The sequence below is a fragment of the Shimia sp. NS0008-38b genome, assembly GCF_040370365.1.
Lineage (GTDB): Bacteria > Pseudomonadota > Alphaproteobacteria > Rhodobacterales > Rhodobacteraceae > Shimia.
Genome location: NZ_BAABWQ010000002.1, coordinates 856,380 through 883,008, shown reverse-complemented (window position 1 = coordinate 883,008; position 26,629 = coordinate 856,380). Strand labels below are relative to the sequence as shown.

Annotated in this window: 27 protein-coding genes, 1 tRNA gene and 1 pseudogene; 13 read left to right on the top strand and 16 right to left on the bottom strand. The window is 54.6% G+C overall.

All coding sequences use genetic code 11. The features are described 5' to 3' along the window. Positions 1–13 precede the first annotated feature (13 nt). The 4 genes from egtD to ABWV47_RS10400 form a co-directional block, all read right to left on the bottom strand. Positions 14–952 carry an L-histidine N(alpha)-methyltransferase gene (gene egtD / locus ABWV47_RS10415; RefSeq protein ID WP_353311443.1) on the bottom strand — a complete coding sequence of 313 codons (939 nt, stop codon included), beginning with the start codon at positions 950–952 and terminating at the stop codon, positions 14–16. A 1-nt stretch (position 953) separates the two neighbouring features. After that, a complete protein-coding gene (gene egtB, locus ABWV47_RS10410; protein ID WP_353311441.1) occupies positions 954–2,207 on the bottom strand; it encodes an ergothioneine biosynthesis protein EgtB in 1,254 nt (417 codons plus the stop codon). A gap of 381 nt (positions 2,208–2,588) precedes the next feature. Then, on the bottom strand, positions 2,589–3,116 hold the full coding sequence (locus tag ABWV47_RS10405; protein WP_353311439.1) for an SRPBCC family protein: 528 nt from the start codon (positions 3,114–3,116) through the stop codon (positions 2,589–2,591). A gap of 14 nt (positions 3,117–3,130) precedes the next feature. Next, positions 3,131–4,087, bottom strand: a complete 957-nt coding sequence (locus ABWV47_RS10400) for a haloalkane dehalogenase (protein WP_353311437.1) — start codon at positions 4,085–4,087, stop codon at positions 3,131–3,133. Positions 4,088–4,258: 171 nt separating this feature from the next. Between ABWV47_RS10400 and ABWV47_RS10395 the strand changes: the two genes are divergently transcribed. After that, positions 4,259–5,161: a LysR family transcriptional regulator gene (locus ABWV47_RS10395; protein ID WP_353311435.1), complete on the top strand. Its 903-nt coding sequence runs from the start codon at positions 4,259–4,261 to the stop codon at positions 5,159–5,161. A gap of 38 nt (positions 5,162–5,199) precedes the next feature. Here ABWV47_RS10395 and ABWV47_RS10390 read toward each other — a convergent pair whose 3' ends face one another. Together ABWV47_RS10390 and ABWV47_RS10385 are read right to left on the bottom strand one after the other, a co-directional pair. After that, positions 5,200–5,586 carry an EamA family transporter gene (locus ABWV47_RS10390; protein WP_353311433.1) on the bottom strand — a complete coding sequence of 129 codons (387 nt, stop codon included), beginning with the start codon at positions 5,584–5,586 and terminating at the stop codon, positions 5,200–5,202. Between the two features lie 255 nt (positions 5,587–5,841). Beyond that, positions 5,842–5,917 (bottom strand) — tRNA-Thr (locus ABWV47_RS10385). Positions 5,918–6,201: 284 nt separating this feature from the next. Between ABWV47_RS10385 and ABWV47_RS10380 the strand changes: the two genes are divergently transcribed. Next, positions 6,202–7,011: an ATP-binding cassette domain-containing protein gene (locus ABWV47_RS10380; RefSeq protein WP_353311431.1), complete on the top strand. Its 810-nt coding sequence runs from the start codon at positions 6,202–6,204 to the stop codon at positions 7,009–7,011. Between the two features lies 1 nt (position 7,012). Here the strand turns inward: ABWV47_RS10380 and ABWV47_RS10375 are convergent, their stop codons facing one another. From ABWV47_RS10375 to ABWV47_RS10355, 5 genes and pseudogenes are all read right to left on the bottom strand, one after another. Beyond that, positions 7,013–7,744: a metallophosphoesterase family protein gene (locus tag ABWV47_RS10375; RefSeq protein ID WP_353311429.1), complete on the bottom strand. Its 732-nt coding sequence runs from the start codon at positions 7,742–7,744 to the stop codon at positions 7,013–7,015. A 116-nt stretch (positions 7,745–7,860) separates the two neighbouring features. Further along, a complete protein-coding gene (locus tag ABWV47_RS10370; protein WP_353311427.1) occupies positions 7,861–8,145 on the bottom strand; it encodes a ClpP family protease in 285 nt (94 codons plus the stop codon). 37 nt (positions 8,146–8,182) lie between these two features. Further along, positions 8,183–8,278 (bottom strand): annotated as a pseudogene (locus ABWV47_RS10365) (ATP-dependent Clp protease proteolytic subunit); the annotation flags it as partial. Between the two features lie 208 nt (positions 8,279–8,486). Then, complete coding sequence (serA, locus tag ABWV47_RS10360) at positions 8,487–10,082, bottom strand: phosphoglycerate dehydrogenase (protein WP_353311425.1); 1,596 nt, start codon at positions 10,080–10,082, stop codon at positions 8,487–8,489. Between the two features lie 85 nt (positions 10,083–10,167). After that, positions 10,168–11,313, bottom strand: coding sequence for a phosphoserine transaminase (locus ABWV47_RS10355; protein ID WP_353311423.1), 1,146 nt, complete (start codon positions 11,311–11,313; stop codon positions 10,168–10,170). A 234-nt stretch (positions 11,314–11,547) separates the two neighbouring features. Here ABWV47_RS10355 and ABWV47_RS10350 point away from each other — a divergent pair, with 234 nt between their 5' ends. The 3 genes from ABWV47_RS10350 to ABWV47_RS10340 all read left to right on the top strand — a co-directional run bounded on the left by ABWV47_RS10350 (position 11,548) and on the right by ABWV47_RS10340 (position 14,130). Continuing rightward, entirely contained in the window at positions 11,548–12,408 is an 861-nt protein-coding gene (locus ABWV47_RS10350) for a Stf0 family sulfotransferase (RefSeq protein WP_353311421.1), read from the top strand. Positions 12,409–12,489: 81 nt separating this feature from the next. Then, a complete protein-coding gene (serB, locus tag ABWV47_RS10345) occupies positions 12,490–13,368 on the top strand; it encodes a phosphoserine phosphatase SerB (protein ID WP_353311419.1) in 879 nt (292 codons plus the stop codon). 3 nt (positions 13,369–13,371) lie between these two features. Next, the gene (locus tag ABWV47_RS10340; protein ID WP_353311417.1) at positions 13,372–14,130 is read left to right on the top strand and encodes a TSUP family transporter; all 759 of its coding nucleotides are present in this window, start codon (positions 13,372–13,374) and stop codon (positions 14,128–14,130) included. Between the two features lie 335 nt (positions 14,131–14,465). Here the strand turns inward: ABWV47_RS10340 and ABWV47_RS10335 are convergent, their stop codons facing one another. Then, positions 14,466–15,461: an asparaginase gene (locus ABWV47_RS10335; protein ID WP_353311415.1), complete on the bottom strand. Its 996-nt coding sequence runs from the start codon at positions 15,459–15,461 to the stop codon at positions 14,466–14,468. Positions 15,462–15,631: 170 nt separating this feature from the next. Here ABWV47_RS10335 and ABWV47_RS10330 point away from each other — a divergent pair, with 170 nt between their 5' ends. From ABWV47_RS10330 to ABWV47_RS10310, 5 genes are all read left to right on the top strand, one after another. Further along, complete coding sequence (locus ABWV47_RS10330) at positions 15,632–16,165, top strand: invasion associated locus B family protein (protein WP_422062737.1); 534 nt, start codon at positions 15,632–15,634, stop codon at positions 16,163–16,165. 91 nt (positions 16,166–16,256) lie between these two features. Then, positions 16,257–16,913, top strand: coding sequence for a Hint domain-containing protein (locus ABWV47_RS10325; RefSeq protein ID WP_353311411.1), 657 nt, complete (start codon positions 16,257–16,259; stop codon positions 16,911–16,913). A gap of 106 nt (positions 16,914–17,019) precedes the next feature. Next, positions 17,020–18,219: a dual-specificity RNA methyltransferase RlmN gene (gene rlmN, locus ABWV47_RS10320; protein ID WP_353311409.1), complete on the top strand. Its 1,200-nt coding sequence runs from the start codon at positions 17,020–17,022 to the stop codon at positions 18,217–18,219. A 73-nt stretch (positions 18,220–18,292) separates the two neighbouring features. Beyond that, the gene (locus ABWV47_RS10315; RefSeq protein WP_353311407.1) at positions 18,293–18,682 is read left to right on the top strand and encodes a hypothetical protein; all 390 of its coding nucleotides are present in this window, start codon (positions 18,293–18,295) and stop codon (positions 18,680–18,682) included. Between the two features lie 100 nt (positions 18,683–18,782). Further along, complete coding sequence (locus ABWV47_RS10310) at positions 18,783–18,992, top strand: hypothetical protein (RefSeq protein WP_353311405.1); 210 nt, start codon at positions 18,783–18,785, stop codon at positions 18,990–18,992. Positions 18,993–19,156: 164 nt separating this feature from the next. Here ABWV47_RS10310 and ABWV47_RS10305 read toward each other — a convergent pair whose 3' ends face one another. Continuing rightward, a complete protein-coding gene (locus ABWV47_RS10305) occupies positions 19,157–19,990 on the bottom strand; it encodes an LOG family protein (RefSeq protein ID WP_353311403.1) in 834 nt (277 codons plus the stop codon). 74 nt (positions 19,991–20,064) lie between these two features. Here ABWV47_RS10305 and ABWV47_RS10300 point away from each other — a divergent pair, with 74 nt between their 5' ends. Then, entirely contained in the window at positions 20,065–20,988 is a 924-nt protein-coding gene (locus ABWV47_RS10300) for a threonine/serine dehydratase (RefSeq protein ID WP_353311401.1), read from the top strand. Between the two features lie 77 nt (positions 20,989–21,065). Further along, positions 21,066–21,893: a 2,3,4,5-tetrahydropyridine-2,6-dicarboxylate N-succinyltransferase gene (gene dapD, locus ABWV47_RS10295; protein WP_353311399.1), complete on the top strand. Its 828-nt coding sequence runs from the start codon at positions 21,066–21,068 to the stop codon at positions 21,891–21,893. A gap of 111 nt (positions 21,894–22,004) precedes the next feature. Here the strand turns inward: dapD and ABWV47_RS10290 are convergent, their stop codons facing one another. Further along, entirely contained in the window at positions 22,005–23,078 is a 1,074-nt protein-coding gene (locus ABWV47_RS10290; RefSeq protein WP_353311397.1) for a transporter substrate-binding domain-containing protein, read from the bottom strand. 120 nt (positions 23,079–23,198) lie between these two features. Then, positions 23,199–24,776 carry a choice-of-anchor L domain-containing protein gene (locus tag ABWV47_RS10285; protein ID WP_353311395.1) on the bottom strand — a complete coding sequence of 526 codons (1,578 nt, stop codon included), beginning with the start codon at positions 24,774–24,776 and terminating at the stop codon, positions 23,199–23,201. A 333-nt stretch (positions 24,777–25,109) separates the two neighbouring features. Here ABWV47_RS10285 and ABWV47_RS10280 point away from each other — a divergent pair, with 333 nt between their 5' ends. Continuing rightward, a complete protein-coding gene (locus ABWV47_RS10280) occupies positions 25,110–25,475 on the top strand; it encodes a DUF8846 family protein (protein ID WP_353311393.1) in 366 nt (121 codons plus the stop codon). A gap of 16 nt (positions 25,476–25,491) precedes the next feature. Here the strand turns inward: ABWV47_RS10280 and ABWV47_RS10275 are convergent, their stop codons facing one another. Next, entirely contained in the window at positions 25,492–26,601 is a 1,110-nt protein-coding gene (locus tag ABWV47_RS10275) for a Hint domain-containing protein (RefSeq protein WP_353311392.1), read from the bottom strand. Positions 26,602–26,629: the final 28 nt, after the last annotated feature.

Below are 26,629 nucleotides of genomic sequence, written 5' to 3'. Positions count from 1 at the left end.
TCGCCTTTCGATTTCAGTGCGGAACAAGTACGCTGACAGAGAACAGATCCTGAGGATCAGTCAGCCAATCCGTCACATACCACCCGCCTGCCTCCGCCAGCTCAGAAAGTGAGTTTCGGGTGTATTTGTGACTGTTTTCGGTGTGAATGCTCTCTCCTTCCTTAAAGTGAAAGCTGCACCCACCCAAATCAACAATCTGCGTTGTGCGGCTGACCAGATGCATCTCGATACGGGAGAGGTCTTCGTTCCAACGCGCCTCATGATGAAATTTCTCTACATCAAAGTTTGCCCCAGCCTCGCGATTCAGACGATATAGCAAGTTCTTGTTGAAGGCGGCTGTTGTGCCTGTTGCATCATCATAGGCATCAACCAGAACCGTGGCATCCTTCGCCAGATCGGCACCCACAACCATGGCACGCACACGGCCCAAATCACGCACGCTTCGCAAAAGACCGATGGCGGCATCCGAGGTGAGATTGCCAATAGTAGAGCCGGGAAAAAATACGATCAGATCACGGTCCAGAAGATGTGCAGGAAGGCTTATCGGGCTCATAAAATCGGCGACAATCGGTGTCACTTCGAGCGAGAGGTAGTCGGTTTGCAGCTGCGCCGCGACTCCTTGCAAAAACTGCGCCGAGATATCCACCGGTGCGTAGGTCGCAAGTTGTGGCGCGGCATCCAACAGCAGACGTGTTTTCACACTGGCGCCACTGCCAAGTTCGATCAACACCGCACCGTCGGTGATATTGGCCGCGATCCGACGCGCATGTGTGGACAAGATCGCGGTTTCGGTCCGGGTTGGATAATATTCTGGCAGTTTGGTGATGTCTTCAAAGAGCTCACTACCGCGATGATCGTAGAACCACTTTGGATCCAGAGCTTTTTGTCGATTTGACAGCGTTTGAAGGGCGGAGGCGAGCAGGTTGGGGGCGGTAACGGTTTGTTTGTCCATGTCACACGTCCTTTGCCAGGCGCAGGCCCAGCATTTGCCAGCGTTGGTGTGGATAAAAGAAGGTTCGGTAGGTTGGCCGCATCTGTTCGCGAGGTGTGGCACAGGAGCCGCCACGCAGCACAAATTGGTTCACCATAAACTTGCCATTGTACTCTCCAATGGCGCCTTGGGGCGTCTTAAAACCGGGGTAGGGTGAAAATGGAGAGGCCGTCCATTCCCAGACATTTCCCCAAAAGCCACCACCGGGCAAAGGTCTGAGCGCGCCGTCGTCGAGAAAGTTGCCATGGATGGGCGTGTCGCGCGTCGCCAGTTCCTGTTCGGCCTCGCGTGGCAGCCGTGCTCCAGCCCATCGTGCAAAGGCCTCTGCCTCGTAGTAGCTCACATGCACCACGGGGGCATCGAGGTTCACTGGTTGAGGGCCTCGCAATGTATAGCTCCACCAAGAACCGTCTTGTTGCCACCAATACAGCGGATGCATCCACTCTTCGTGCTGTCGCGCCGTAAATCCGTCCATCAGCCACAAGGACGGTGCATCATACCCGCCGTCGTCCATAAATGCGATCCAGTCGCGGTTGGTGACCGCCCGATCAGCCAGTTGAAACGGCGCAATGTAATTTTGATGGCGCGGTGTTTCGCAATCATAAGCGAAGTCCGTTCCCGCGTGGCCAATGTCTACAAGACCGCCGTCATGTTTGGTGAAGGTGAGCGGTTCCTCTTGGGTCACCGGCATGGGTTCTGGATCGCGGTAGGCTGGCAGCAAGGGATTGTAGGACAGGCCATGCAACAGATCGGTCACCAACAATTCTTGGTGTTGCATTTCATGATGACACCCGAGCTCTACCAGTTTGGCGATGTCGTCAGTATCATCGCGCCCCGATTGCAGCAGCGCCTGAAGGCTGTCTTCAACATGGGCGCGATAGGCATTCACAGCGGGCAGATCAGGTTGAGAGATCAAACCACGTTTGTCACGGGCATGCCGTGGACCAGCCTGCACGTAATAAGAGTTAAACAGAAAGGCAAAACGATCATCAGGGGACTGATACTCGGGCAGACGCTCGCGCAAGATGAACTGCTCAAAGAACCAAGTGGTATGCGCCAAATGCCATTTTGCTGGGCTGGCATCGCTCATGGATTGTAGCATCATGTCTTCGGCTGACAGCGGCGCCACAAGCATATCTGTGCGGGCGCGTGTGCGCTGAAACAAAGCGGTGATTTCTGAACTGGTCTGGTGGGGGGCGTTCTGTTGAATTTTCATGTGATAGCACTCCCTGAAATATTTTTTGTTCTGTGCGATGAAAGGTATGGATGAGCGATTGGTGTTAACAAGGCAGCTGGACGGTGCTCCCCGTCACGTCGTGACACGATTGTGTGACATTGCCGTCTAACCCTTTAGGCGGGTGCATTAGTCCCGCTCTCTTAGGGATCGTCATGATGGAGATCCTGTCCGCATACATTTGACGAGATCGACCCCTTCATGTGCGAAGCGGATTGGGCGCTGTCTATGTGGTGTGTTCGCCGTCCTTGCCGTCTCGATAGCATTGTCTGTTGTCTTGTTGCTGAACTCCCACAACAATTTGCCGATACTAGAGAGGTAATGCGCGCAGAGATGACCTCCGCGCGCTTCTCAGGCAGATGTTTAAGCGTGGCTCGGATTCATCTGTGGCTGGCCGACAGGCGCGCGGCGTTGTCGGATAGAGTTCCCGGTTTCCACACGCGTTTTGAGCGCTTCGGGGCCCTGCGGAATGGCCTTCTGCAACGCGCGACGCATGACCAGCACATGCATCAGCCACCCCAGCGGCCCAAACCGTAAATCATAACCAAGCTCTACCGTGATTTTTGAGCGATCATCCCCGTCGGGGTCAACGGTCCAGCGGCTCACAGATTTACCCAAGGGCCCAAGAGGGGTCACAGAGTAGGTTAAGCTGCGACCGTCTTGCCAAGCGATGATTTCTTCCTGAATGCTACCAAAGCCCTTGATGTCGCAATGCCGTGCCTCGCCCAGACCATGTTTGTCCGGTGTGAGGCTATAGGACAGCGTCACCTGCTCAGCATAAGTGTCCGGAGCGCTGAAATCCGACAACACCTCCCAGACTTGTTCTACCGGCGCATTCACTGCCACTTCGGTTTTGAGAGTGTGGCGACCATATAATGTTTTGTTTGGCATCGTGATGTCCTCCCTCATACCCGTTGCAGCCATTCAGCGAGACCGCGACCAATTTCATGTGGGTAATCTTCTTGAATGAAATGCGCCCCCGGGCCGAGATGTAGGGTCTCCAAATTTGGGACATTTGCTTTCATCCACGCAATCGCCTCTGGAGGGGCAATCGCACCCGGCGTGACGTGGAAAGTCAGCTTTGGTATCTCAGATGTCGTGAGGTAGTCGACAATCTCAAGGGTCAGCTTTGTTGTGCGCTCTGGCACGCCGCCGATCGGCACTTGACGGGGCCACTCCAGAATTGGCGCGCGTGATGCCGCATCCGGGTAGTAGCTGTTGTAGTGCGCTAAAACCTCGTCTGAGAGCGGGGTGGCGACGCCCTGTTTTCCCAGCATTTCATTGATAAACATATTGTCTTCAAGAATCATTTTTTCACCAACACCTGTGGTGCGCCAGGCCTTGAAGATTTCTCCCAATGGCCCCATGACGTCGTAGCTTTCAAAGGGCAAAACTGGGGGGGCGATGGTTTCCATGTAGGCGATGGCTTTCACTTTGTCGGGGTTTTTCATTGCCCAGTCAAATCCCAACGCGCCGCCCCAATCATGCAGAACCAGTGTCACATTCTGTAAATCAAGCGCGTCCAAAAGCCCGTGCAGATGTGCCGCGTGATCATCGTAGGTGTAGGCCAAATCCGGCTTGTCGCTGTTGCCCATTCCGATCATGTCCGCAGCGATCGCGCGGTGGGTGTCAGTGACATGTGGGATGACGTTGCGCCATAAGTAAGATGATGTTGGGTTGCCGTGAAAAAAGACGATAGGGTCGCCTGTGCCTTCGTCGACATACGCCATTTTGTGGCCAAGGATATCTTGTGTTTTCATTTCGAATGGGAAGTCTGCGTCGCCTTTGGCCCAAAGCTGCGCGGGCACGCCGAGGGCAGTCAAAGCGAGACCCGTGGTGGCGATAAACTCTCTGCGTTTCATGTATGTCCTCATCTGTTGGTTTGAGTGCGCGTGCTTGAATGCGCGCTGAATACGTTTCCCGACGGTGACCGGTGGTGTGGTGCCGTCGGTTGACCTCGCAAACCTAGTTGCTCTATTTTCGAAACAAACACCCAAAAATGTGACGCTGTGGATCAAAAAGGAGCCACTAAGTTGACAAACACCGCCCATGACTGGACCAAGCTTCCGTATTTTCTGGCTGTGGCGCGTTCGGGAAGCTTGCGCGCGGCCGCGGACACGCTGGAGGCCACACATGCGACGGTAGATCGAAACCTGCGTGCACTTGAGGAAGAATACGGTGTGCGCTTGTTTGATCGGTCGCGTCGTGGCTTGAAGCTCACGCAAGCCGGAGAAGCCCTTGTGCCGCTTGCTGAGGAAGCAGAGACCGCAGTGATTGCGGCGCGACGGCGCGTGCAAGGGTTGGACCACGAGGCGCAGGGCACCGTGCGTTTGTCTTTGCCAACCGGATTTGCCTCAATGGAGGTTCCACGCATGTTGGCGTCGTTTGAGCAAAAGTACCCAGATATCGAATTGGTGGTAACGGTGACCAACCGGATCGAAAGCATAAATCGCGCGGAAGCGGACGTGTCGCTGCGTATAGCCCATCAGGTTGACGACAATGTGGTCGGGCGCAAAGTGCTCCAGATTGCGGGCGGTATTTTTGCAAGTAAAGACTATCTTGAACGTCATTTTGCGTCGGCTGGTCCAAAGGGCGAGGGGCTGCAATGGATCGGTTGGGGGGATCGCGCTGCGCTTCCGGATTGGGTGCGCGCCAGTCCGTTTCCACGTGCAAAAGTGCGTTACAAACTGCGGTCACCAACACTGATCATCGAAATGGTCGCGGCTGGAATGGGGATGAGCTATCTCCCGCACGTCACTGTGCGCAATTTTGACAATGTTATCGAGGTACCCGGCACAACATCTTATTTGGATCGCTCAATTTGGTTGCTGTTGCATTCTGATCTTCGTCAGACAGCTCGGGTTCGATTGCTTGTTGATCATTTGGCGGAGGAGTTGCGTGCAATGCGGCCAGCATTTTTGGGGTCGCTTGCCTAAGTTATATTTTGGGCAAGCGACCGCAGGTTTTGTAGATTCTAGGTTTCTTGTTTCACAGCGACTTTGGCAGGCCGAGTTGTGGATAGTGCGGCGCCCAAAAGGACCAATGCAAAACCGCCGACCGTAGCTAAGGTTAGCGGATCTTGCAGTAGCCCCACGCCCAAAATTACGGCGCTGACCGGAATGAAGAACGCCAAGATTGACGCGTTAAATGCTCCAGCGTTGCGCACCAACCAGAACATCAACAGCGATGGGATCGCGGTACTTAGAACGGAAACGCCAAGGATCGCATATACCGTTGGGCTCGAGAGATGAGTTGGCAAACTGGTGCCAGAAACAAGCGTTGCGATCCAAAGAAGGGCGGTGCCGCACACCAGTTGCCCGGTGGCCATAACCATCGGGGGTATATTGGGGGGCAGTCGCAAAATTCTGGCGACAAGGAAATGGCGAGCAAACTTTGCGACTGAACCGCTATTTGTCAGGTCAGGTGATGCTGGCGCGCACGAGCGGCAACTACGATGGTTTGAGCGAGGCCGAGCATTTTCTGTGGCAGAGTTTAGCGTGATGTTTCGAAGTTGCGCGGTGGCAATGGAGCAAGAGCAACTTCGCCCTTCATTTGGCAAAAGCCGTGCCGGAAAATGGCTGTGTGAATAGTACTCAACGTACCTGCTCTAAAAATATGGTGCCGCTGATAGGACTCGAACCTACGACCCCATCATTACGAATGACGTGCTCTACCAGCTGAGCTACAGCGGCGCCGACGCGGTGTATAGGCATGCTCCTAAGGCAAGGCAAGCAAATTTCCGCAGGCAAAATACGGTCGAAAATGCACCCTTACCTGAGCAAAATGACTCTGCCGATCAAGCTCCAAACATTTTCTCTCAAAACCGCAGGGAACAAACCGATTTGGGTGCTTGGTTTTAAAGAAACCCTTAAGCAGTAGCGCTCTAAGACATGAAAATCGATCGCGGTTGTCATTCTGTGAATGTGCGTGGGCAGCGCACATGGTGGTCGATGAAACATGGGGTAAAGGGCTTGTCATGGGTAGGAGCCGAGACACAGTATTGCGCGTGGATCGCGTAGGGCAGTCGTTCCGTCCTGCCATCCGAGGTTGGTTTCGTGCAGCACCCGAACTGCGCCCTCTTAACGATGTTTCCTTTTCCATAAAAGACGGGGAATCGTTGGGTATCGTTGGCACCGGCGGTGCCGGAAAATCGACACTTCTACGAGTTTTATTGGGTCTGGAAGACCCGGAGGTCGGGCACGTCACATTTATGGGGCAAGAGGTGGCAACCCTAACCAAAGCGCAACGTCGGAGATTTGGGCCAAATCTGCGGTACTTGTCGTGTGAAACAATCGACTTTCTCAGCCGCCGCAAGACAGCATACGCAATTGTCGCCGCTGCGTTGGCCAGAACCGGTCTTAAAGACAAGGCACTTAAGCAGGCGCGGGTGATTGAGGCCCTGCGATTGGTTGGAATTGGCCATGCGGATTCAGAAAGGCGGCTTGCGACCCTGTCTCAAATACAATGCCAAAAGGTCGCTCTTGCGGCGACCATTGTCACAAGGCCTCGATTGGTTGTTGTTGACGAACTGGCTTATGGGATGGACGTCTCAGTACAGGCGCAAATGCTCAATTTGCTTCTTGAGATCCAGGATTTGTTGGATATGTCTCTGGTGATGAGCAGCTCAAACCTAAGCGTCGCAGGAAGCCTGTGTGACCACCTTTTGGTGCTCAAAGCCGGGGAAGTGGTGGAAACAGGATCGGCGCATCAAGTCACCAATCAACCCTCTCACAGTCACACATACCAGCTTCTGTCTCAATCTCGTGCTTCAGAAGCCTTTGCTTGAGTTACATGGGCGTCAATGGTTGCCGTCCATCCTTGCTCAACGCCCAGGTGCTTCTGCCTTCAAACACTGCCACACTCAGGGCGCGTCCGTACCCAGCGCCAGTGTCAACGCAGATTCGATTGCCAAAATGCGTGACCTGATCCACAGGTGTATGGCCGTGCACCACCATCCAAGGATAGGCCCCGGTGTGGGACAAAAACGGTTCGCGGATCCAGCAAAGATCGTCGACTGATTGATTTTCTAACGCGACGCCGGGCCGCACGCCGGCGTGCACAAACAGCTGACTATCGAGCTGCAAATGGTAGGGCAGTCCCTGAAGGAAGGTCACATGTGACTCTGGAACCACTTCAAGCGCAGCGGCATGGATCTCTCCCAACTTAGCGTCTGCAGAAAATGGCACGCCGTATGACATCAGCGTTTTGTCACCGCCCAAGCGTTCATGCAGCCAATAAAGATCCAACCGCAAACGCAAATCCGGGCGGGGTGACGGCTCCATGAAGTATTCAAACATACGATCATGGTTTCCCTTAAGAACGGTCCAGTTTCGACCCTGTGCAACCCCAAGTCGTAGAGTTTCGACAACGCGCTGGCTGTCGGGACCCCGGTCAACAAGATCGCCCAAAAAGACGATTTTTGCGTCGTGCCCACCATCGCGCTCAATGCACTCAAGCACCTCTTGCAGCTTTTCAACATGACCGTGAATGTCGCCAACGGCGTAAATTGCTTCGGCCATAGGCCCCCCAATACTGCGTCTGAGATGCAGGCACAGAACAAATTTTTTTCAACGCAATCAGGTATTTCTTTAGGACATTGTGTCGTCGCACTTCAAGACACAGTTAAGCACTGTGTCTAATTTAGCTCATCAATAGACGAGATGATCTTTCCTGCCAGACCGTAGCGCACCGCATCAGACGCATTCAGCCAGAAATCACGCTTGATGTCGTCAGCGATCTTCTCGGCTTTCTGTCCAGTGGCCTCTGCAAAGAGATGGTAAAACCGTTCGCGCATGATGCGAATTTGCTCGGCCTGAATGGCCATGTCGCTGGCCTGTCCGCCAATCCCTCCAGACGGCTGATGTAGCAAGAAGCGGGTGTTTGGCAGGCAATACCGGATTCTGAGGCGCCACCCCCGCATAGATCAGTGCGTCCGCGCTGGCGACCCATCCGGGCCCAATTGTGCGCACTTGAGGTTTGATGAAACGGATCATGTCATGCACCATATCGCCGCTTTCCACGTGTCCGCCGGGCGAAGATATGATCATGTTGATCGGCGCGTCACTGGCTTCGGCCAGTGTCAGAAGGTGGGTGACGTGCGCCGCGCTAATTTGTCGGTGTTCTCAAACAGTTGGGTCTGCATTGCGAAAGCTCCAATTTAGAATACGGCTGAAACAGACGTGATCGGGGTCGCAGATCGTCAACAGTCACAAAAAAAGGGCACCCAGTTGGATGCCCCTTTGATCTCAAGTTCGCGCGCTCTTAGGCGACATCAAATACCAGTGGTTTAACCTGACGGAACATGCCGGTGTCACACAGCTTGTCCAAGATTGGTGTTTGCACAGGAGCATCCACGTAAAGCAGTGCAATGGCTTCACCGCCAACATCGGCGCGACCAAGTGTAAAGTTCGCGATATTCACGCCGTTCTCACCCATGGTCTGACCCAAAGTACCGATGATGCCCGGGACATCTTCATTGGTGGTGTAGAGCATGTTTTCACCCACTTCGGCGTCAATGTTGATGCCTTTGATCTGGATGAAACGTGGCTTGCCATCAGAGAACACAGTGCCTGCAACCGAACGCTCGCGTTTGTCGGTCACCACGGTCACCTTGATGTATCCATCAAAAGTGCCGGTTTTGTCTTGGTTGGTTGTGGAGATCTGAATGCCGCGCTCTTTGGCAACCACTGGCGCGGAAACCATGTTCACGTCTGGGTTGGCCTTTTTCATGATGCCAGCAACAACCGCACAATTCAGAGCAGCAAGGTTCATTTCCGACACCACACCATCATAGAGGATGTTGATCGCTTTGATTGGCTCGTCGGTCATTTGACCGGAGAACGCGCCGAGGTGATCGGCCAGTTTGATCCAAGGGCCCATGACTTTGGCTTCTTCGGCAGTCACAGACGGCATGTTCAGTGCGTTCTCAACAGCGCCGGTCAGCAGATAGTTGGACATCTGCTCTGCCACTTGCAGGGCCACGTTTTCCTGCGCTTCTGTGGTTGCCGCACCAAGGTGTGGCGTGCACACAACGTTGGGTAGGTTGAACAGAGCGTTTTCTTTCGCGGGCTCTTCTTTGAAAACGTCAAATGCCGCGCCTGCGACGTGGCCGGATTTCAGCAGCTCGGCAAGGGCTTCCTCATCCACCAGACCGCCGCGGGCACAGTTGATGATGCGCACGCCTTTTTTGGTTTTGGCGAGGTTTTCAGCGGATAAGATGTTGGCGGTCTGCTCGGTAAACGGAACGTGCAGAGTGATGAAATCAGCGCGTGTCAGCAGCTCTTCCAATTCGACTTTTTCTACACCCATTTTGTCGGCTTTTTCTTCAGACAAGAAGGGGTCATAGGCGACCACTTTCATCTTCAGTCCACGGGCACGGTCGCACACGATGCCACCGATATTACCTGCACCGATCACGCCGAGGGTTTTGTTGGTCAGTTCAACACCCATGAACTTGGACTTTTCCCATTTGCCTGCGTGGGTGGACTCAGAGGCCTCTGGAATCTGGCGCGCCACGGCGAACATCATCGCAATGGCGTGCTCGGCGGTGGTGATCATGTTGCCAAACGGCGTGTTCATGACAATCACGCCTTTCTTGGAGGCGGCTTCTTTGTCGACGTTATCTGTGCCGATGCCTGCGCGGCCGATGACTTTCAGGTTGTCGGCGTTTTCCAGCAGCTTTGCTGTGGCTTTGGTGGCCGAGCGGATCGCAAGGCCGTCGTATTGGCCGATCACTGCGGCCAGCTTGTCTTTGTCTTTGCCAAGATCGGGCATGAAATCGACGTCGATGCCGCGATCACGGAAGATCTGAACGGCGGTTTCGCTGAGTTTGTCGGAAACGAGTACTTTGGGAGCCATGTTGAGCGTCCTTTGATGTCGGGGGCCGTATGTGGCCTGAATGGGAAAGTTGGAATCTGCCCGGCGTGGCCGGACAGGAATTCACTTAGGCTTGTGCTGCGATTTCGGCTTCAAAAGCCCATGCCAGCCAAGGCAGCATGGCGTTGATGTCAGCGGTTTCCACCGTGCCACCACACCAGATGCGCAGACCGGCTGGCGCGTCACGATAGGCGCCGATATCCAGAGCGATGTCTTCAGCTTCCAGACGTTTCGCAACGGCTTTGGCAAAGGCCGCGCCGTCTTGGATGCGATCGTCTGTGAACTTCAGACAGACCGAGGTGTTAGAGCGTGTCGCGTCATCTTCGGCCAAGTTTGCGATCCAATCGTTCGCGTCGCAGAAATCAAACACGGCCTGCGCGTTGGCATCAGCACGTGCGATCAGACCTTTCAGACCGCCTTCGGAGCGGGCCCAATCCAGCGCGAAGAGATAATCCTCAACAGCCAGCATCGACGGCGTGTTGATGGTCGCGCCGGTAAAGATGCCTTCAATCAGCTTGCCGCCTTTGGTCAGGCGGAAGATTTTTGGCAGCGGCCATGCAGGCGTGTAGCTTTCCAGACGCGCAACAGCACGTGGGGACAGAACGATCACACCATGGGCCGCTTCGCCGCCCAGAACCTTCTGCCAGGAGAAAGTTGTCACGTCGAGCTTGTCCCACGGCAGGTCCATAGCGAAGGCAGCGGAAGTTGCGTCACAAATGGTCAGGCCGGTGCGGTCGGCGTCAATCCAGTCACCGTTTGGCACGCGCACACCAGAGGTGGTGCCGTTCCACGTGAAAACGACATCGTTGCTAAAATCCACAGAAGCGAGATCAACGAGATGGCCATAGTCAGCCACTTTGGCTTCGGCGTCGATTTTCAGCTGTTTGACCACATCGGTGATCCAGCCCGCGCCAAAGGATTCCCATGCGAGCATCTCAACTTTGCGTTCGCCAAGCAGCGACCACAGAGCCATCTCAACCGCGCCGGTGTCAGACGCAGGAACGATGCCGATTTTGTAATCAGCGGGGATGCCCAAAACTTCGCGGGTGCCTTCGATGGCATCCTTCAGCTTGGCTTTGCCAACAGCTGCGCGGTGGCTGCGACCCAAAGGAGCGTCGGCCAGTTTGGACAGTTCAAATGTAGGGGGTTTGGCACATGGGCCAGAAGAAAAACGCGGGTTAGCCGGCCGCGTTGCCGGTTGCTGAGTAGCCATCAATGCTATCCTTACAGATAAATGCCTCTCGTTGGGGAGAGGTGTCCCACCGACGGACATAGAAGGGTTGCCCCGGACGCACAACATGCAAAATCCACTTGAGCGACGGATTGTGATTCAAATGCGACGTGCTCTGTCTCCTATCGGAAACTCTATGTCTCAGGGTTTCAAACGGATCCGTTTTCGCGCAATTTAGCGCTGAATGTCCTGACGCGAGCGTTGCAGATGCCTGGAGTGATTGAGAAAATACAGTATCTTCTGCGTGACCCCTACGTTGGTCTGCCGTCCGAGGTGACTGATTTATCAAGTGTGTTTCCTGACAAACGATACGTCATATTTTTTACACCTCGAAGCGGCAGTACGCGACTGACTGATTTTATCACCAGAGCTGGTGGATTGGGGCATCCAGATGAGTGCTTCAACCCGGATATCGTACCCCAACTGGCCAAACAATTGGGTGCAGACAGTTTGGAGAGTTACGCTGATCGACTTTTGCGCGCGCGACGGGATGGCAGGGTGTTCGGGTGTGAAATAACTTATTTACAGATGATGATTATGTTCAAATCGTCACGTCGTTTTCGGCGAGCCCTTAGTCCGACTGATCTGATTTGGTTGATTCGAGAGGACCTTGTGGCGCAATCTGTGTCTGCGAGCCGTATGGTGCAGACCGGAGTGTCTCAGTCGGTTTTCTCTAGCACGAAGGAATTGGCGCAGGCGGACAGGGATTTTGTCTATGATGCGTCCGCCATTCGAAGCGCGATGCTTCGCATGCTTGTTCAAGAATGGCGCACTGAGGTTGTTCTGGCTCAAATGCCGCATAAGCCGCTCCGACTGAGCTACGAGTTGGTCAATGCCTTTTCGCCACGGAGTGTCCTTACCCTCATACGTGACCATCTAGAAACCGAGCCGAAGGATGATTCACAGGTGTTTTCTACGCATCAGAAAGTGTCCGGAACCAAAAGTTTAGAGATGGCAGAACGATTTCGCGCAGAACACGCTGGTTTCGTTGCTTGGGTGGATCGACGTCGCGCAAAAAGAATCGCCGCACTTGATGAAGCGCGCGCAGCTTTGAGCGAAATGCGGTCGGCGTCGTGAGCCAATCTGGGCTGGCAATAGAAGGCACGCCATGCTCTATGCAGCGCGAGATCGTAACTGAGCTATCCAACTGAGGCTGACATGTATATTGCCACGCTGCTAACTGCCCCGAACTCCCCGACGCTTGAACCATCGTTGGTGGAAAACCTGCGCAACGCCTGGGGTGGCGGTGAGGCACAGTGGTTGGCACCCTCAGAGGCGGCAGAGTTTGCACTCGACGCGATGCCTGACAATCGCTGGGATGTCTGGGCTGATCTGCAAAATATGGGCATTGATTTGGTAATTTTGCCCAGACAGGGCCGTCGTAAAAAGATGCTTCTGGCTGATATGGATAGCACCATGATCGAGCAGGAATGCATTGATGAACTGGCAGAGGAAGCGGGTGTTGGCGCACATGTAAAAGACATCACGGCACGCGCGATGAACGGCGAACTGGATTTTGACGGCGCGCTGACCGAACGTGTGGGTCTGCTTAGGGATCTGGATGAGGTTGTGATTGCCAAAGTTCTGGCAGAGCGCATCACTCTTATGCCAGGCGGCAAAGCGCTGTTGGCGACAATGAAAGCGGATGGCGCCTATGCCGCTTTGGTGTCAGGGGGGTTTACGGCCTTCACCTCGAAAGTTGCTGAGGCGTTAGGGTTCGATGAGAACCGCGCCAACACGTTGTTGACGGAAAACGGCAAGCTGACGGGTGACGTGGGGCGTCCAATTTTGGGACGTGAAGCAAAGGTGCAGGCGCTCAAAGAGATAACGGCGCAGTTGAACATCGGTCATGCGGATGTGATGGCTGTGGGTGATGGCGCGAACGATTTGGGCATGCTGGGGTTGGCCGGCGCGGGCGTTGCTTTGCATGCTAAACCTTCGGTCGCTGCGGAATGTGATATTCGCATCAACCACGGCGATCTAACGGCTCTTCTGTATATCCAAGGGTATGCCAAAACCGAATTTGTGGCCGAGTAAAATATGCTTGAATTTGGAATAGACGGACTGTTGCTTTTGCTGGCAGCTGGGTTTTTTGCGGGCTTCGTGGATGCGATTGCCGGGGGCGGAGGTTTGATCACCGTTCCTGCTTTGATGATTGCTGGCGTGCCACCGGTTCAGGCACTGGCCACCAACAAAATTCAAGGTATGTTTGGCTCTGGCACAGCTGCGTATTCTTACTCCAAAAGTGGCCTGGTCGATCTGAAGACACAACTTGGGCCAGCTGCATTGGCGTTTGTTGCCTCGTTGCTGGGGGCGTTGGCGGTCTCTATATTGCCGACAGATTGGATACGTTTGATCCTTCCGGTGCTTTTGATCGGGATTGCGATGTTCTTCGCGTTTCGCAAAGATCCGGGCGACATGGACCGTACCGCTCGCATGAAGCCGGTGCTGTTCACGCTCACGGCTGTGCCATTTGTGGCGTTTTACGATGGCATTTTGGGCCCAGGGGCGGGCAGTTTTTACATGATCGCTTTCGTGGCGCTGGGCGGCTACGGCATTCTGAAGGCCACGGCCCACACCAAGCTCTTGAACTTCGCCTCAAATGTTGGAGGTCTTGCTGGGTTTCTTTTGGTTGCGAACCCGCTTTGGGCCATTGGCCTGTCTATGGGGCTTATGCAAATACTTGGCGCGCGTTTGGGGGCAAAGATGGCAATGGCGAAAGGCGCACGCCTGATACGGCCGTTGCTGGTTGTGACGTCTGTTGCGTTGGCGGCGAAACTATTGTGGGATGTGCTGTGACAAGCGCTCAATCAAGTATGTCGCGCGCGCTGAAAAATCCGACTGGATGGCACTGTGTTTGATGTCTGGGCACATCAACAGCATCGACCCGTCGCGATTTGCCGGAGTGAGCACAACAAAAAACACCAGCACGGTCTTAGCGAAGAGTTAGAAGCAGCGAAGACTTTGTAGATGGTGGCAACTCTGCTGGTGCGCCCCCAAAATTGGTGTGATCGATGACGGTGGGGCCAATCTGGTGTGTTGGTTGAAGGCTGTCCTTGATCAAAACGCAAAGCGAAGTTTTGAACTGGAATTGCGAGCGCTTGAGGTGTCATACCGCAAGCGCTCTTTTGATATCAGCGCAACGCCGGGGCGGCCCGCATCATCCCCGTTTGTAGACCATCCCAATTGCGGATCGGCGCATCAAGATACTTGGCGGCCTCAGGATTTGCCGGATCCAAGACACCTAACTTGGCCAGAACTGCCGCAATGGCGTTTTCCGCAGCGCGTGTCCCACCGTCAATGATTTTCAATGCGACCCCTAATTTCTGTTCTGGCAAAATCGCTATAAAATATGCTTCTGCGCCGGTTTTGATCGCAACAGAATGGCCCATAGCGCGCATCAGGTTGGTACAGGCGCGCCCTTCGCCTGCCACGTATTCCGGATGTTTGGCCATCGCGGTGCGCAAACGCGCAGCGGCGGTTTCGCGCGTCCCCTGTCCCTCTCTTGCAGACGCGTAGAATGCCATAGCGCGGGCCATCCCTTTGAGCGTGCTGGCATGGTTGGGGGCAGAGCAGCCGTCGATGCCATACCCAGGACTGGTTTCTTGTGTCAGCTCTTCGTGTGCCGCCAGAACCGCTTTCTGCACGGGATGATCCATGTCCACATAGTTGGCACCTGCACCCAAATGTTTGCTGAGCGTCAGAAAGCCTGTGTGTTTGCCCGAGCAATTGTTGTGCACGCGACACACAGGATCGTTGCAGCGGATCAGGTCGTCCCGCACAGCAATGTCGCGCGGCTCTTGTGGGCCGCAGATCAGGTCGTCGTCTCCAAAACCTTGCGCGGCCAACCAGTTGTTGACCAAATCGTTGTGGATTTTTGAGCCATTGTGAGATGCGCAAGCCATTGCCAGATGCTGTTCTGTCAATCCAGCCGCGTCTGCCGCGCCGCTCTCTACCAGTGGCAACGCCTGAATCATCTTCGAGGAACTGCGCGGAAGAACAATCGCGTCAGGGTCCCCCCAAGCTTCCACGATGTCCCCTTCGACATTACACACCACCGCATGCCCGCTGTGCATGCTTTCAAGGATGTCTCCCCGCCAAATTTCGGTCATGGGCACGGCTTGGGTCATCAGACTCTCGCTTTCATGGGCAATTTTGTGCCATCGGGACTTTCGCCGAGGCAAAGATATAGGCTACACTACGTTCATCGAGTAGAACAAAGTCCAACCCGACACAAATGGCAAAAGCCAAAAAGGGTGGAGCAATTGAGGCAATTCACAGCTGGGAGGCTGTAGAACAGATGACATCACGTTTGGTGAAAGCGCTGGTGGTGACCTTCGGGTCACTGTGGGCCGTAGGTGTACATGCACAGGCGACCAGCGAAAATCAGGTCAATGCCATTACCGACTGGAGCGTCTTTGAGCACAAAGATGGCGACAAGCGAGAATGCTGGGCTGTGGCTGCTGCAAAAGAATCCGTCAACACACGTGGCGGTCAGGTTGTGGCGGTGCGCCGCAGCGATGTGCTTTTGATGGTGTCTTTTCTGCCGCACGAGAGTGTGGCTGGTCAGGTTGGTTTCACCGGTGGGTATCCGTTTGCGGGTGGCTCCACAGTGGATGTGACCATCGGGGACCAGAATTTCGTGCTGATCACCGACGGTGAGTGGGGTTGGCCCGCCTCTTCAGGCGATGACGCAAAGCTGATGGCGGCGATGAAACGCGGCGCGGATGCAACGTTGTCTGCGCGCTCGTCGCGCGGGACAAGGACCCAAGATACGTTCTCTTTGCGCGGGTTTACCGCGGCTGTTGAGGATGCCGAACAGCGGTGTAAGTAACATCGCTGAGGCCCCTGCCAGGGCCTTTTAGACTGCCAAATATTGCCACCATGGGGGAGGCCAGCCGACACAATCGGTTGGAGCATCGTCCATGGGAGAGCAATCAATGGGACAGGCAGATCAACAAGTAGCTTCGCAAGAATTGGCACTCGCGCCAGATCTTAATCAAGCCGATCTAAGTCTTGTAGCGCAGGGCACACGTATCGCCACGCGACGCGGCGAGGTGCCCGTGCAGGATCTGGTTGCGGGCGACGAGATTGTCAGCCGCGACAGAGGGCTAACCGCTGTGCGGTGGGTCGGCATGCTGACGGCGGGTACCCCATCAGTCAAAGTGCCTGCCGGCGCACTGGGACGTAACGTGCCCATTCGCGACTGCGCGCTGTCCCCCAACGCACGGATTTGGATGAGCGCGCCCGAATTTGAAACGGCTTTCACCGCGCGCGAAGTTTTGGTTCCTGCAAAGGACCTGATTGGGTGGCGCGGTATTTCTGAAGACAAAACCGGCGTCCCAATGACGCGGTACTACTTGGTGCTGTGTGACACGCCACAAGTTTTGACCGTCAACGGCATGCACATTGAGATGCGCCACGTAGGGGCTGCAATGGAGATGTTTACAACCGTGCAGGCTGACGAGATGTCGGATTTGTTCCCTGAGTTACTGGCGCTGCAGGGCAAATCGGACAAATGGCGTCGGCGATTGGATAAGCGGGAAGCCTCTCAAGTGGTTGATGTCAAGAAGCGCGCGTGAGGCCGCTTTGATGTGTCGGCATGGCGGGTCCTCATCTGGCATTGTTTGCAAAAGCCCCTAAATGGTGTATCTGCACCGCTTGAATTCCCAGATGAGTCCCAGAACCATGAGCACCAGCGCGCCAATCACGCAGGACGTGATGACCATTCCTCGTAAGTTGCCCGAAGGTGGCAAGATCAACCTTGTTGGATTGACGCGTGACCAGCTGCGCGAGACGCTTATTGCCAATGGCACCAAAGAAAAGCAGGCCAAAATGCGGGTCGGCCAGATTTGGCAGTGGATTTACCAATGGGGGGTGCGTGATTTCCACGAGATGACCAACCTGTCCAAACCCTATCGGGCAGAGTTGGATGCGCTTTTTGAAATCAGCATTCCTGAAGTGATCACCAAACAGGTGTCTGAGGATGGCACGCGCAAATATCTGGTGCGTATCGCTGGCGGGCACGAAGTTGAGGTGGTCTATATTCCTGAGACCGATCGCGGCACCTTGTGTATCTCTTCACAGGTGGGGTGCACGCTGACCTGTTCATTCTGCCACACAGGCACCCAAAAGCTGGTGCGCAACCTGACATCTGCCGAAATTATCGGGCAGGTGATGATGGCGCGCGATGATCTTGACGAATGGCCCACACCTGGCACTCGTACGACTGAGGACAGCCCACGTTTGTTGTCCAACATTGTGCTGATGGGTATGGGGGAGCCGCTCTATAATTTCGACAATGTGCGTGACGCGATGAAAATCGCCATGGACCCGGAAGGCATCCAACTGTCCCGCCGCCGTATCACTTTGTCCACTTCTGGAGTGGTGCCTGAAATCGCACGTACCGCTGAGGAAATAGGCTGCTTGCTGGCGATTTCATTCCACGCCACAACCGATGACGTGCGTGACATGTTGGTGCCGATCAATAAACGCTGGAACATTGAAGAGCTGCTGCAGTCGCTGTCAGATTATCCCAAGGGGTCCAATTCAGAACGCATTACGTTTGAGTATGTGATGCTCGATGGTGTGAACGACAGCAAAGAAGACGCACATCGCTTGGTCGATCACATAAAGCGGTTCAACATTCCGGCCAAGATCAACTTGATCCCGTTCAATGAATGGCCGGGTGCTCCGTATAAGCGCAGTTCTAATAATCGCATTCACGCTTTTGCTGATATTATCCATGCAGCGGGGTACTCCAGCCCGATCCGCAAACCACGGGGCGAAGACATAATGGCAGCTTGCGGCCAACTGAAATCGGCCACGGAACGAGCACGCAAGTCGCGCAAACAGATTGCGGCTGAGGCTGGCGTGCCTCAAGTGTGAGCTGTGCCATAGGACTGGTACAAATACGAAAAACAGGTACTCTGGGTGAGAGTTTCATTTAGAGAGCTGTCTTATGCCCAATTTTGTTTTGTCCACCGCCGCCCATCTGATAGCCAATGCCGTCGGGCTTTTGCTAGCCAGTTTGCTTTTGCCTGGCTTCGCAATTGGTGTCTTGGGTCTAATCATCGTTACTTTGGTCTTTACAGTTGTGTCAGTGGTGCTGTTGCCGATCATACGCAAGATTTCAGAGAAGAAGATCCCCGAACTGTTGGGCGGTCTTTCGTTGAGTGTGACCTTTGCGGGTCTGATCATAACTGAGCTGTTGGTGAGTGATTTCACGATTGGCGGGATTGCAAACCTGCTGGCGGCGACACTGATTGTATGGCTGGGCGCGCTGATCGCTGGGATTTTGGTGCCAAAGTATCTGTTCCCATCTCTGGCGAACAAGAAAGCCAAAACCTAACATAGGAAAAGTTTGTCTAAAATTTTCCACAATCACGCACCAATTACGCCCTGATCAACAGTCAGTTTCCATTCTGTCAACAAACGGAAGGGATTGACCTATGACACATGCAGACATCGGCGGCGCAATGATTGACGCGCCTACACTGGACATTCTGAGACGCGAAAAAAACAACTCTCTGAGCCCACGCGAATGGAAGTTCCGCTTGGCTGGATATGGCTACGCGATCAAAGATGTCGCTGGAAAACAAGTGGTGACAAAACTACCTCAAGGCATTGAGTTAGGCTTTCTGCCAACACAGTTTCACTAAGTCGCGACCGTAGAGGCCTTTTGACCATCATCGAAAAAGGGGCTGCTTCTGCCGAACGTGACCGAGGCGAGATACAGCCATGCGCCGGACTTGAGCGGTCGCCGATCTGCCCATCCGATATCGTACAGGCAGAACGGGCATTTACCCAAAGCTCGTTCAGACGTTTAGCGCCCCGGAATAGCGTCCCGAGTGCTGTTGTCTTCCCAGGAGTCGATCACGGAGACAGCTTCTTCGGCGGTCTCCACAAAGCGGAAAAGCGAGAGATCCTCATCGGAAATTGTGCCTGCATCCGCTAGCGCATCCCAGTTTACAATCTTTTCCCAAAATTCTCGACCGAACAGCAGAACCGGCACCCGTTGCATGCGTCCGGTCTGAATCAGCGTCAGCGCTTCAAACAATTCATCCAATGTGCCAAAGCCACCAGGGAAGGCACAAATCACGCTGGCACGCATCAGAAAGTGCATTTTGCGGATCGCGAAATAGTGGAAATTGAAACACAGATCAGGCGTCACGTATTCATTTGGCGCTTGTTCATGCGGCAGTACGATGTTGAGGCCAATGGAGCGACCGCCAGCCTCTACCGCGCCGCGGTTGCCGGCTTCCATCACACCAGGGCCACCGCCGGTGACAATCACGTTCTTTTTGCCGTCACTGGCTTTGGTTATGATCTGTGCAAACTTGCGGGCTTCTTCGTAGAACTCGGACAAATCCGCGAGTGTTTTGGTGCGGGCAGAGTCTTTCTTCGCCGGTTCTGGAATGCGCGCGCCACCAAAAAGAACAACCGTGCTTTCGATTCCGTCTTCATCTAATGCCAGTTCCGGTTTTAGCAATTCCAGCTGCAAACGCACCGGGCGCAGCTCTTCGCGACAAAGGAATTCTTCATCCGCAAATGCCAGTCGATAAGACGGCGCACGGGTTTGGGGTGTGTCGGGAACAAGAGAGGCGGATTCGCGATCCGAGTGAGCATCCGAAAGTGGATGACGACGATCTTCTTTCATCTAAGCAGTCCTTGCTTGCGCGTTTTATTCAGGCCTATAGGGTTTTGGTTAATAAAACCAGTTGGGGGCAGAAAATGGACTGGAAATCTGAGATTACCACCGCAGCAGAGCGGATCAAAGGGCATGTACAGCGCACCCCAGTTGTGACTGTACAACGTGGCTTTGGGTTGGCGTATCCGATCCAGATGAAACTCGAACAATTGCAACATACCGGTACGTTTAAGGCCCGTGGAGCATTCAACACGCTTTTGTCTCAGAATGTGCCGTCCGCTGGGCTTGTGGCCGCATCAGGCGGCAATCATGGGGCTGCGGTTGCCTATGCTGCGCGTCAACTTGGACACAAAGCCCGGATTTACGTTCCGGAAATGGCCGGACCAGCAAAGATCGCTCTGATCCGCGACGCAGGCGCTGATTTGGTGGTCGTGCCCGGTGCATATTCCGATGCTTTGGATCAGGCGTTGGCATATGAGGCTGACACCGGAGCGATGCAAATCCATGCGTATGACGCCCCAGCCACAGTCGGTGGTCAGGGCACCGTTGTCTATGAATGGGAGGATCAGGGCCTGAATGCCGACACGGTCTTGATCGCCGTTGGCGGTGGTGGCTTGATTGCGGGCGCGATGGCGTGGCTGGATGGACGGCGACGTGTGGTTGCGGTGGAGCCGAAAACCTCTTGCGCACTCCATGCAGCGCTTGAGGCTGGAGATCCTGTGGACGTGGACGTCTCTGGTGTGGCGGCCAACGCTCTGGGCGCGAAACGCATTGGCCAGATCTGTTTTGACCTAGCCGTCTCTACTGGTACGGAGACGGTGTTGGTGAGTGATGAGGCCATCACCAATGCCCAGCGTGCTCTTTGGCGAGATCATCGCCTGTTGGTGGAGCCTGCGGGCGCCACTGCTTTGGCGGCATTGATGTCGGGTGCTTACGCGCCAGAACCGGACGAGAAAGTTGCTGTTCTACTCTGCGGTGCCAACATCGCGCCTGATCCGCTGCAATAATGGTAGCAAAGAGGGCGTGACGCCCGCCTCTGATCCCGTTAAAACGGCGCAAATCCAAGACATCTGGAGCCTGAAATATGTCTAATGCCCAACTGGAAATCGCCATCGAAGCCGCATGGGAGGCGCGCGATACCATTTCGCCTGCAACCACCGGTGAAACCCGCGAAGCAATCGAAGACACACTAAACGCACTCGACAGCGGCGGCCTACGCGTGGCTGAGAAACTGGACAGTGGCGATTGGCACGTGAACCAATGGGCCAAGAAAGCAGTTCTGTTGGGCTTCCGTATCAAAGACATGGAACTCCAAGATGGCGGACCACAGGGCTCTGGCTGGTGGGACAAGGTTGACAGCAAGTTCAAAGGCTGGGGCGAAAACCAGTGGAAGGCTGCTGGGTTCCGCGCGGTTCCTAACTGTGTGGTGCGCAAATCCGCCTTTATCGCGCCGGGCGTGGTGTTGATGCCCTCTTTTGTGAACCTCGGTGCCTATGTGGACGAGGGCACCATGGTCGACACGTGGGCCACTGTGGGGTCCTGTGCGCAGATTGGTAAAAATGTGCACCTTTCTGGCGGTGTTGGTATCGGTGGTGTTTTGGAGCCAATGCAAGCTGGTCCAACCATTATTGAAGACAATTGCTTCATCGGTGCGCGCTCTGAAGTGGTTGAAGGCTGTATCGTGCGCGAAGGTTCTGTGCTGGGCATGGGCGTGTTTATCGGTCAGTCCACCAAGATCGTGGACCGTGAAACTGGTGAAGTCATGTACGGTGAAGTGCCGCCATACTCCGTGGTCGTTGCAGGCTCCATGCCGTCTAAAAACGGTGTGAATCTTTACTGTGCAGTGATTGTAAAACGTGTGGACGAGCGCACGCGCTCCAAGACCGGTATCAATGAGCTGCTGCGCGACTAGTCACTGTTGATAGAAAATGGAAGCCAGCCTGAGATATCAGGCTGGCTTTTTCTTTGCATCTGTACCTAGACGCTGACGATGTGCCGGTTCCCGGATCTATCCGCGAAAAGTCTAGTTCCGAAAATTCGCACCAAACCACTTTTCAAGAAGCGCGTCATAGGTGCCATCCTCTCTAAGCTTTAGCAGAGACTGGTCGATTTCTTCACGCAATGCGCTGCCGTCTGGAAAGGCAATGCCGTAGTTTTCAGGCTGATACACACGCTCGATCAGGCGGGCTTTGTTGCGACCTTCTGTCATTTCAAAATAGGCTAAGATCGGTCCATCGAAGACGGCGGAATCGATGGTATTGTCTTTGAACGACGCGAGCATTGCCTGAGGTGAGTCATAGCTTGTGTAACGGATGTCGCGCGTATCCAAAAAGCGTGCGCTGGTTGAGCCTTCTACGGTTCCAACATTGCGGCCATCCAGATCATTGATTGAATCCACTGAATCGTGCAACGCATCGACCGTCACAGCCGCGGTGATCGTCGCGACAAAGACAGAGACCACAAACAGGCTGGCAACCACCAACAAAACAGCAAAGAACCGCCCTGGTCGTGACTGTGGCATGCGTTCTTCAAACCCGCCGTTCACCACAAGATTCAGCGCCCACCAGAAGGACGGGAATAGGGCATCTTTGGCCGGACGGTCGAAATAGGGTTGGTGCTTTCGCTCAAACATCCACATGATCATGCCGCCGCCAAACAAGAGACCCAACGCAATCAAGATCGCCGTCAGAATCTCTCGTGTGAGCAATCCACCAATGCGCGCCAAGGAGCCCGCTTCCGCAGGCATAAGAATCTGGATGCCGCTTGCGAAAATCGGCTGACTAAAGTCCATGACAGTTTCGCGTGACGCTGTGATCGAGATATTGGCAATCGCCCCATCCACTGCCCCATCCTGTACTGCACTCAGCATGTCTCCAAAATTGTCAAAAGGGGCAAAAGCGATTTTTGCCTCCAGATCGGTTGCGATTGCAGTGATCAGATCGATACTAAAGCCGCTTGGCGCGCCATCGCCCAAGCTGGCAAAAGGAGGACGGTCCACCGTCCCGAAGACCAATGTGTCATTTGTTTGAGCCAATGAGGACGACGCCATCGCCAGAACACAGTGGATCGCGAGCGAGGCTGCCAGAAGGATGCGCATGGGTAAGTACCGGAATTGTTCTGGCCCCCCTTAGCGCGCCCCTTTCAGGTGGGTCAACAGAAGGTTGGTTCTCCCCTAGCTGACCTATCCAAATGACCAACGAAAGGAGACTTTTTTACCCTATGCTGCCGTCAAAAGCGCCCTAGCTTCGAATTTGCGCAGCGAAACGCGCGCACAGGGCCCGTAACCATATCCCATCATCGCATCGGTGTTTGGCATTAAGCGCAGGATTTCTTCGCGCGTTTCCGCATCAAAGCTATCGAGCGTTTCCTGACCGGGATGATAACTTTCGCTATCCAGTCCGTTGGCACGAACAATCTCATGCCGTTCAAACAGCAGATGCACGTATGTGACTGGTGTGTGGTCTTCGCGCACTGTGATACTGCTGCCATTTACCAGGTCTTTCGCTTTCACCAACACTTCAGATTCACCAAACAGCATCGCAGCTTGAGATGATTTGATCAGAACGCGGTGGTTGGGGGAAAACTCCACGTGGTCATGTGAGCCCAGCGCGTCCTTTGCGAACCGGATTGGGGCATCGTTGCCGGTGGCCATCCGTGTGCTTTTGCCAATCCAGACCAATGGTTGAAACCCATTGTCCCGCGTCAGCACCTTGTGCCCGGGCTCAAGGTCCTCGATTTTGACAAGACCGGCCTGTGTGACAATCTGAGTGCCACTCACAAAACAAGGCGCGGTGGTGGTGATTTCAACAAAGGCCGTGTCGGTGTTGCCCTCGGAATCCTCAACTTGATAGGTGAACGTATTTGTTCCCTGATCGTTGTCCGTTTCTATAGAGATTGTGCCATCGTCATTTAGCGTGACTGTTTCACCCGTCGCCAGCAGCACGCTGTCTCCGGCACCGACCTCTTGGCCGTTGATACGGGTGATCGTCAAAGTCGCGCCGGTCGGGCTTGCGTCGTTGGCCAAGATGTTCACAGTTTGTGAGCCACCTGCATTGATGTCGTAAGCATCGTCTGCGGCGATCAGGGCACATTGAATGGAATCGCCTGCAATCAGTAGATTTGAATCATATTTATCATCGCCAATATCGGCGATGCCAATTTTGATTGTATTGATTTCACCGGCCTGCACGGGAGCCTTCAGAGTCAGCGTGACCGTCAACCCGTCCATTTCTGTATTGACGACTTCGCCGTCGGCTGGGTTGTTGACATAAAGGTTGCTGTTGTCTTCGTCGTTTATGTTGTCGATGGTGATATCACCGTCACCGACGGTCAGCACAGCGGGCTCGCCGTTTACCCAAATTCCAACGGCGTCGTTGAACCCAGTGTCTACGTATTCCAAGTATTCCTCAGAAGAAAACACCAATTGCATTGTGAGCGTATCACCCGCTGGCACAAAGGTGGCCTCAAACACCGCGGCATCATAGCTTGTGCCGCCGCCCACACCCGACAGATCGCTGTCGCCAGATGTCCCCATTTGCCCTGTGGTGCTTGCGGATGTGTTCACGTCACCACTGCTGTTGGTGATATCGGAGGCACGGCCTGTGGAAAGGATGACACCGGTATCAGACGGGGCCACGTCGGGCGCCACGGACTCACCGCTGGAGTAGATTCCCGAAGACGCTTCATTGCCCGTATAGTTGGCCGTGCGAATATCCACTCCAGAGCCAAACATTGACTCCGCCATGTCCATGGCACTTGCAGAGGTTTCTATTGGCAATTCAGATGCAACTGGCATGAGTTTTCCCTCCGGCCTTGGCCGTCAAATTATCGTATGCTCCACAAGTGTTCCCTGGGAGTTGGTGCGGCGTTTCGCGCGGTTCAAATATCAAATTTGTGATCGCACGACTTCGGGTTGCGCGAAGCGTTTAGAACACTCACAACCTGAAAACAACGGCACGTTCTGTACTCCAACAGTTTGTTCTTAAACCCTTTCCAAAAGGTGACTCCCGTTGGAGATATCTGGATCCAATGTCCTAAAAATTTTAGGGATCAGCTTGCGTGCTCTGTCCAGCAGTTGACCCACCGGCAAAGAGCAGGGTAAGGGCGGACCATCGAGAAAGGCCCACGCATGACCAAAGAGAAAAAGAAGAAGACTCGTCAGCAGGTATACACCTTGTTGGTGCAGGTTGGTCGTAGAGACGGCGACGGTCTGCCGGATGATGCCACCGGGGGAGCTTTGATGATCTACGCAAGTGGTATCGACGAAGCTGAAGCCGTGCGTGAAACCGTTGCCATCCTAAAACAGGCAGATCTCAATCCATTGGATGTCACCGGCTATGGCACTGTTGAAGAGCGCGAAGAGCAAGGACATGACATCGACTCAGAAGAACGCAGCTTGATGCAACGTGCACTGGATGAAAACTCAGTTGTGGTCGCGCATATGACCCCATTTTACCATGGTGAAGAGACCGAAGGTGAGAGCACAGAGCACTGAGCGCTCAACCACCGCGTCACGCTGCGCGCTGGGCCGCAAGCGTGAGCGCGTCAAACTCCCGTAGCACCGGATAGGCGGTGCGTGAGTGCTCCGGCAGCAGTGCGCGCGGGTAGGCCGCTAACAAACTGGCGCGCAAAACGTCCCGTCGACGCCGCAACCGGCCAACATCTAGACTTTCTACAAAGGTGCCGGCGGCCAGTATTGCCTGATGATCGGGCAACAACAGCTGGCAATAGGTTGCAAGCGGCAGGTCGCTGCCTTTTGTTGCCGCGGTCCCGTGCAACAGATGGCCAATCGGCAACAGCACGTTCTCCGCGCCAAACATATATTCCACGCGGCTTCCACCAATCACCAATCTCTGAGTTGAACTGGTGACAATGTCCTGTGCCAAACCAAAATACGGCGCACGCAATCGGATCGGAGCGAAATTTCCCACAGCAGGTACAGTGCGCTGGACATTGGCCAGAACTGGCACCAAGGCGCCCGTTGATGTTTGCACCACATCCCCGCGCTGTAATGCGCCAACAGGTCGATAACCGGTGTCGGTCATGACAGGCGTATCCAGCGACAGGCTTGGCGTTGGGCCAATGGGCTCAATGCGATCGGAAAATGCCAAAAAGGACACATCAGAAGAAACAACTCGAGCATCCTTGTCGTTGATACAGGCGTCAACGTCTTGCAGGCTCAGAGCGGTGGGGGTTTCAACGGCGCGTTGTTCTATCCGGAACGTGCCGGGCTGCTCTACACACAGCCGACCGGTCTTGGCGGTCAAATCCCAAGAGTATGTGATCCTAAGCAGGTCTGCCCGTCCACCTGTGTCTAAGTTGACGGTAGCGTGGCAGGTTTGACCTCCGCGATGGACCACCAACACAATACCGCCGCCCGGCACGGCTTGCATGGACAAGCGAAACCCGCTTCCGGTCAGCGTTGTGATCCCCAAGAGTGTCTGTGGCCGATCGTACGGAGAGACACGTGTCTCCACCACCATGCTGCCGCGCGGTAGCGGAGTGGCCAGCACTGAGGTGTTCTCCGCATCCAATTGAGGCGCCTCTGCGTTACACAGCCGCGCTAACCCTTGAGCGTCAAACCAGCTTCTCTCGCCTTCTAGGAGACCGACCCAACTCATGTGGCACCTGCCCTACGTATCAACCGCA